Source organism: Cobetia sp., assembly GCF_983723665.1.
Genome location: NZ_CFDJES010000061.1, coordinates 13,641 through 18,480, shown reverse-complemented (window position 1 = coordinate 18,480; position 4,840 = coordinate 13,641). Strand labels below are relative to the sequence as shown.

6 protein-coding genes are annotated in these 4,840 nt (G+C 63.1%); 4 read left to right on the top strand and 2 right to left on the bottom strand.

Annotation, left to right across the window (positions count from 1 at the left end):
* The first annotated feature begins 56 nt into the window (after positions 1 to 56).
* The 3 genes from AC4FAH_RS08080 to AC4FAH_RS08070 all read left to right on the top strand — a co-directional run bounded on the left by AC4FAH_RS08080 (position 57) and on the right by AC4FAH_RS08070 (position 2,161).
* Positions 57 to 296, top strand: a complete 240-nt coding sequence (locus AC4FAH_RS08080) for a DUF1653 domain-containing protein (protein WP_483236885.1) — start codon at positions 57 to 59, stop codon at positions 294 to 296.
* Positions 297 to 517: 221 nt separating this feature from the next.
* Positions 518 to 1,036 (top strand): 5-(carboxyamino)imidazole ribonucleotide mutase, encoded by a 519-nt coding sequence (gene purE / locus AC4FAH_RS08075; RefSeq protein ID WP_043333193.1) that lies wholly within the window; start codon positions 518 to 520, stop codon positions 1,034 to 1,036.
* A 3-nt stretch (positions 1,037 to 1,039) separates the two neighbouring features.
* Positions 1,040 to 2,161 carry a 5-(carboxyamino)imidazole ribonucleotide synthase gene (locus tag AC4FAH_RS08070; protein WP_279834747.1) on the top strand — a complete coding sequence of 374 codons (1,122 nt, stop codon included), beginning with the start codon at positions 1,040 to 1,042 and terminating at the stop codon, positions 2,159 to 2,161.
* A gap of 93 nt (positions 2,162 to 2,254) precedes the next feature.
* Here AC4FAH_RS08070 and bfr read toward each other — a convergent pair whose 3' ends face one another.
* Together bfr and AC4FAH_RS08060 are read right to left on the bottom strand one after the other, a co-directional pair.
* The gene (gene bfr / locus AC4FAH_RS08065) at positions 2,255 to 2,734 is read right to left on the bottom strand and encodes a bacterioferritin (protein ID WP_043333195.1); all 480 of its coding nucleotides are present in this window, start codon (positions 2,732 to 2,734) and stop codon (positions 2,255 to 2,257) included.
* Between the two features lie 397 nt (positions 2,735 to 3,131).
* Positions 3,132 to 3,335: a bacterioferritin-associated ferredoxin gene (locus AC4FAH_RS08060; RefSeq protein ID WP_043333196.1), complete on the bottom strand. Its 204-nt coding sequence runs from the start codon at positions 3,333 to 3,335 to the stop codon at positions 3,132 to 3,134.
* Between the two features lie 617 nt (positions 3,336 to 3,952).
* Between AC4FAH_RS08060 and AC4FAH_RS08055 the strand changes: the two genes are divergently transcribed.
* Positions 3,953 to 4,777, top strand: a complete 825-nt coding sequence (locus tag AC4FAH_RS08055) for a hypothetical protein (protein ID WP_107335632.1) — start codon at positions 3,953 to 3,955, stop codon at positions 4,775 to 4,777.
* Positions 4,778 to 4,840 lie beyond the last annotated feature (63 nt).

Genomic DNA, 4,840 nt, shown 5'->3' with positions numbered 1-4,840 from the left:
TGCTTCTCGCTTTTGGCTTCACCCTCAAGGAAATCGCCATGACTGACCTGCCTGCCATGCCGCCGCTGCCGGAAAATCGTCCCGTGCCGGGCCTCTACCGCCACTACAAGGGCGCGCATTACGAAGTGATCGGCACCAGTCGCCACAGCGAGACCGAAGAGCTGCTGGTGGTCTATCGTGCTCTTTATGGTGAATGCGGGCTGTGGGTGCGTCCGCTGAGCATGTTCATGGAGAACGTCGAGATCCAGGGCGAGCCGGTGCCACGCTTCGCGCTGGTCTCGGCGTGGTCCTGCTGATCCGCGGCCTTGCCGCACCCACATCCTGACCGACCAGACAGGTACATGCCGCCTGTCGGTCGCGGTGCTATACTGCGCCGCTTGTTTTTCCAGACATACGCATTGAGCCGCTTGCGGGCATGATCTGCCCGCGCGGCTCGGCCACGCCCACACAGCGCACTGCCCGGCACGTCTGGCAGGCACTGTGAGCTGGTTCATACCACGTCAAGAGCGGAGGAAGCATGAGCGCACTGGTTGGTGTCATCATGGGATCAAAATCGGATTGGGCGACCATGTGCCATACGGTCGAAACCCTGGAAGCGCTGGGGATCGAACACGAGGTCAAGGTCGTCTCTGCCCATCGCACGCCCGACCTGCTGTTCGACTATGCCGATACCGCTGCCGAGCGTGGCCTTGAGGTCATCATCGCCGGTGCCGGCGGCGCGGCGCATCTGCCGGGCATGTGTGCCGCCAAGACCTGGCTGCCGGTGCTGGGCGTGCCGGTGCAGTCCAGCATGCTGTCGGGTGTCGATTCCCTGCTCTCCATCGTGCAGATGCCCGCCGGCATCCCCACCGGCACGCTGGCCATCGGCCGCGCCGGTGCCGTGAATGCCGCGCTGCTGGCCGCCAGCCAGCTGGCCAACAAGTACCCGGCCATCCGCACCGCGCTGATCAACTTCCGTGCCGAGCAGACCGACCGTGTGCTCGACAATCCGGACCCGCGCCCCGACGCACCCAGCCTGTCCCACGGAGGCGAGTAAGCCATGAGCCAGCCGTTCCGCTTCGGTATCGTCGGCGGCGGTCAGCTGGGCCGCATGTTGGCTCAGGCCGGCGCCGCCCTGAATGCCCGCTTCACCTTCCTTGATCCTTCGGATTCGCCCTGCGGTCGCGTCCACGGTCATCATCTCTGCGCCGATTGGCAGGATGATGCGGCCCTGACGCAGCTGGTGGCGGCCTCTGACGCCATCACCTTCGAGTTCGAGAACGTGCCGGCGGACGCCGTCGCGCGTCTGGCGGCCGAGCGCCCGACCTTCCCGCCGGCTGGCGCCCTGGATACCGCGCGTGACCGCTGGAGCGAGAAGTCGCTGTTCATGCGTCTGGGCATCGAGGTGCCGCCGCTGGCGCTGGTCGACAGCCAGGCGGACCTTGAAGCGGGCGTCGCGACCATCGGTCTGCCCGCCGTGCTCAAGACACGTACGCTGGGCTATGACGGCAAGGGCCAGAAGGTGCTGCGCGAAATGGCCGACGTCGCCGACACCTTCGCCGAACTCGGCAGCGTGCCGCTGATCCTGGAAGGCTTCATCGCCTTCGATCACGAAGTCTCGGTGATCGCGGTACGCGGTCGCGATGGCGAGACACGCGCCTGGCCGCTGTCGCGCAATGAACATCGCAGCGGCATCCTGCATTGCTCCACGCCGCTCGACTCCCACGGCCTGCAGGCCGAAGCCGAGGCGGCTGCCTTCAAGGTGATGCACGAGCTCGACTATGTCGGCGTGATGGCCTTCGAGTTCTTCGTCGTCAAGGACGCCGATGGCAGCGAGCGCCTGCTGGCCAACGAGATCGCACCGCGTGTGCACAACTCGGGGCACTGGAGCATCGAAGGCGCCGTCACCAGCCAGTTCGAGAATCACCTGCGTGCCGTCGCCGGCATGCCGCTGGGCGAGACCGCACTGCTCACGCCCTGCGCGATGCTCAACATCATCGGCCGCATGCCGGAACGTGACGCCGTGCTCGCCATCCCCGGCGCGCGTCTGCACGACTACGGCAAGGCGCCGCGTGCGGGGCGCAAGATCGGCCACATCACGCTGCTGGCCGCCGACAAGGCGAGCCTAGACGCCCGCATCGCGGCTGTCGAAGCGCTGCTGGTCAATGAACTGGGCAAGTAAGCCGGTTCTGCGCCACTGAAGACAAAACGCCCCCGCTGCCATCGGCAGCGGGGGCGTTTTCATTTCGGCACGGCTCAGCGAGCCGCCACGGGATCAGTCGATCTCGTGGTGGATCTGCTTCTGCAGGTAGAGCTCGATGCCGACCTTCTCGATCAGGCCCAGCTCGGTCTCCAGGTGATCGATGTGCTCTTCCTCGTCGTCGAGGATCTTGCGGAACAGATCACGCGAGGTGTAATCGCGAACCTGTTCGGCGTAGGCGATCGCTTCCTTCAGATCGCCATGTGCCTGGTGCTCCAGCGCCAGATCGCACTCGAGCATTTCCTTGGTGTTCTCGCCGATGCGCAGCTTGCCGAGGTCCTGCAGGTTGGGCAGACCTTCCAGGAACAGGATGCGCTCGATCAGGGTGTCGGCGTGACGCATCTCTTCGATGGACTCGTCGTATTCCCACTTGGCCAGGCGTTTGAGGCCCCAGTCCTTGTACATGCGCGCATGCAGGAAGTACTGATTAATGGCGACCAGTTCGTTGGCCAGTATGGTGTTGAGATGCTCGATGATCTTGGGATCGCCTTTCATGTCGCCATTCCTCTCTTGTCAGGGTTGCTGCTTGCGTCAGGTTCTGTGCTGCGCCTGATGACGGCATGCATCAGCCGCAGCGCGGGCACGTCAGGCGCGCCCTATCGGTCAGGTGCGGCAAGTATGGCGCAAAAACATGAATTTTTCGAGACATACCAACAAGTTATCGACTTTTAGGCGCAAATGGGAAGGATTGGTATCCGCGTTGTCATGTGGCGACCGACACCGGATTGCCTGGCGCCCATACGAAAACGCCCGCCACCCGGTCTTGAGACCAGGTGGCGGGCGTCAGGCAAGCGAGCACTTGCCGGGAGTCGACGAGAACAGATCACGCAGCTGGGCAGCGCGGCGACTGGAGTGTCAGTCGCCGGCAGGCGAGCCTCGGCTCAAGCCTGCATCACACCGCGTAGGCGAGATCCTCTGCCGGCATCATTTCACGCGCGACCGCTTCGCGAGTGATGGTCTTGGCCATGCAGGCACATTTGCCGCACTGGGTCGCGCATCCGGTCTGCTCACGGACTTCGCGGAAGCTGCGCGCTCCCTGTTCCACGACTTCGCGGATCTTGTGGTCTGACACACCTTTGCACAGACAGACGTACATGGCTCACCTCGCTCACTCCAAGTGAGACAAATGTAAATGATTCGCAGAAACATGCGCAACACCTGACTGCAAAAAATTCTCATTCACACGTTATATCAAATACTTAGCGAGGCGATTTCTGGCCGGTTTGCGGTTGCGGAACACACGATGTCATAAGCAGGCCACATCAGCCTCACAAAGCCATTGCCGTGGGGAAAGCCAGCGCCGTATAAAGAATGATGGCTCGTGGCTGACAGAAAGGTAGGGTTGCGATTTCACACGAGGCCGCTAGTATGTATAACGATTTTTTATGCAATTCGAAAAACAATCGCACCAAAACATAATGAGTCATCGCTAGCCGATCACTCAGGCGGGTCACTCGAACGCAGCCCAGCTCCTCGCTCACGGGAAGCGCCGCGTCACGATGAAGGCAAATGACTGCCACGCCCCGCCAGGCAATCAGGAAAGAACATGAACAGGACACTGCAAGAGATTCCGTCGCTCCGCCTCCTCATGGCCATGACCCGCATCGGCATGCCGATGATGGGCGCCATGCTGAAGCCGTGACCGGCCTGAATCCGTCTGCTGTTGCCCTATCTGCCGATTTCCGAACGCCAATCCGCAAGGAGCCCGATATCATGTCAGTACAACTCGCCACCGCCGATCATCACGCCACGTCCCACCTGCCACTTGATCTGGACGCCGTCCGCGACGCCGGCAGCTGCTTCGGTGACCACCACCGTCTGCCGCTGACCCCGCTGCTGCGCAATCTCTATCGTGAAGCCCGCCGTGAAGGCCTGGTGGATGAGCATTGCAACGCGCGTGAACTGATGAGCCATATCGCTCTGCCCCATGACCACGTGGTCACCCAGGAAATTTCCGACCGCGTCTGGCGCTACAACGTCGGTTACTCCAACACCGGCGAGAGCGCGGAACAGGGCGACCTGAGCGCGGCGCTGGACTCCCTCAACGAGCGCACCCTGGATGAGCCGCTGCCGGGCGCCCTGCAGCGCCTGACCGAATCCTGGCTGTACCTGCCGGGCGAGCTGGAAAGCCCGCGTCAGGCCAGCGCCGACGTGCTGTGGCTTGACAAGCAGGGCCGTGCTCGCTATCGCCTGGATCAGGCGCGCCACTGGTTCGCCACCCTGCGCGATGAAGCCGTTGACATTGATGGCTGGCTGGCATGGCGCCTGACACACCTGCCGCTGACCAGCGCGCCGGTGCTCGATACCGTCAGCGCCTTCACGCGTCTGGCGCGCCTCGATCACGATGGCCAGCGTCCGATCGGTCAGCTGTCCTTCGTGCGTTATCGCGAGGGCGTGCGCCTGGAAGGCATGGGCACCGCGGTGATCGACCTGCCGCGCGAGCTGCCCGAGACGGCGGCACAGGAAGACAGCCTGGTGGTGTCACGCGCCAGCGTGGAACGCATCATCACGCGCCTGGATGGCCTGCTGGGCGTCTGATCAACCCCTGCACTCGCGGAAAACACAACGCCCCGCCAGTCGATGACTGGCGGGGCGTTTTTT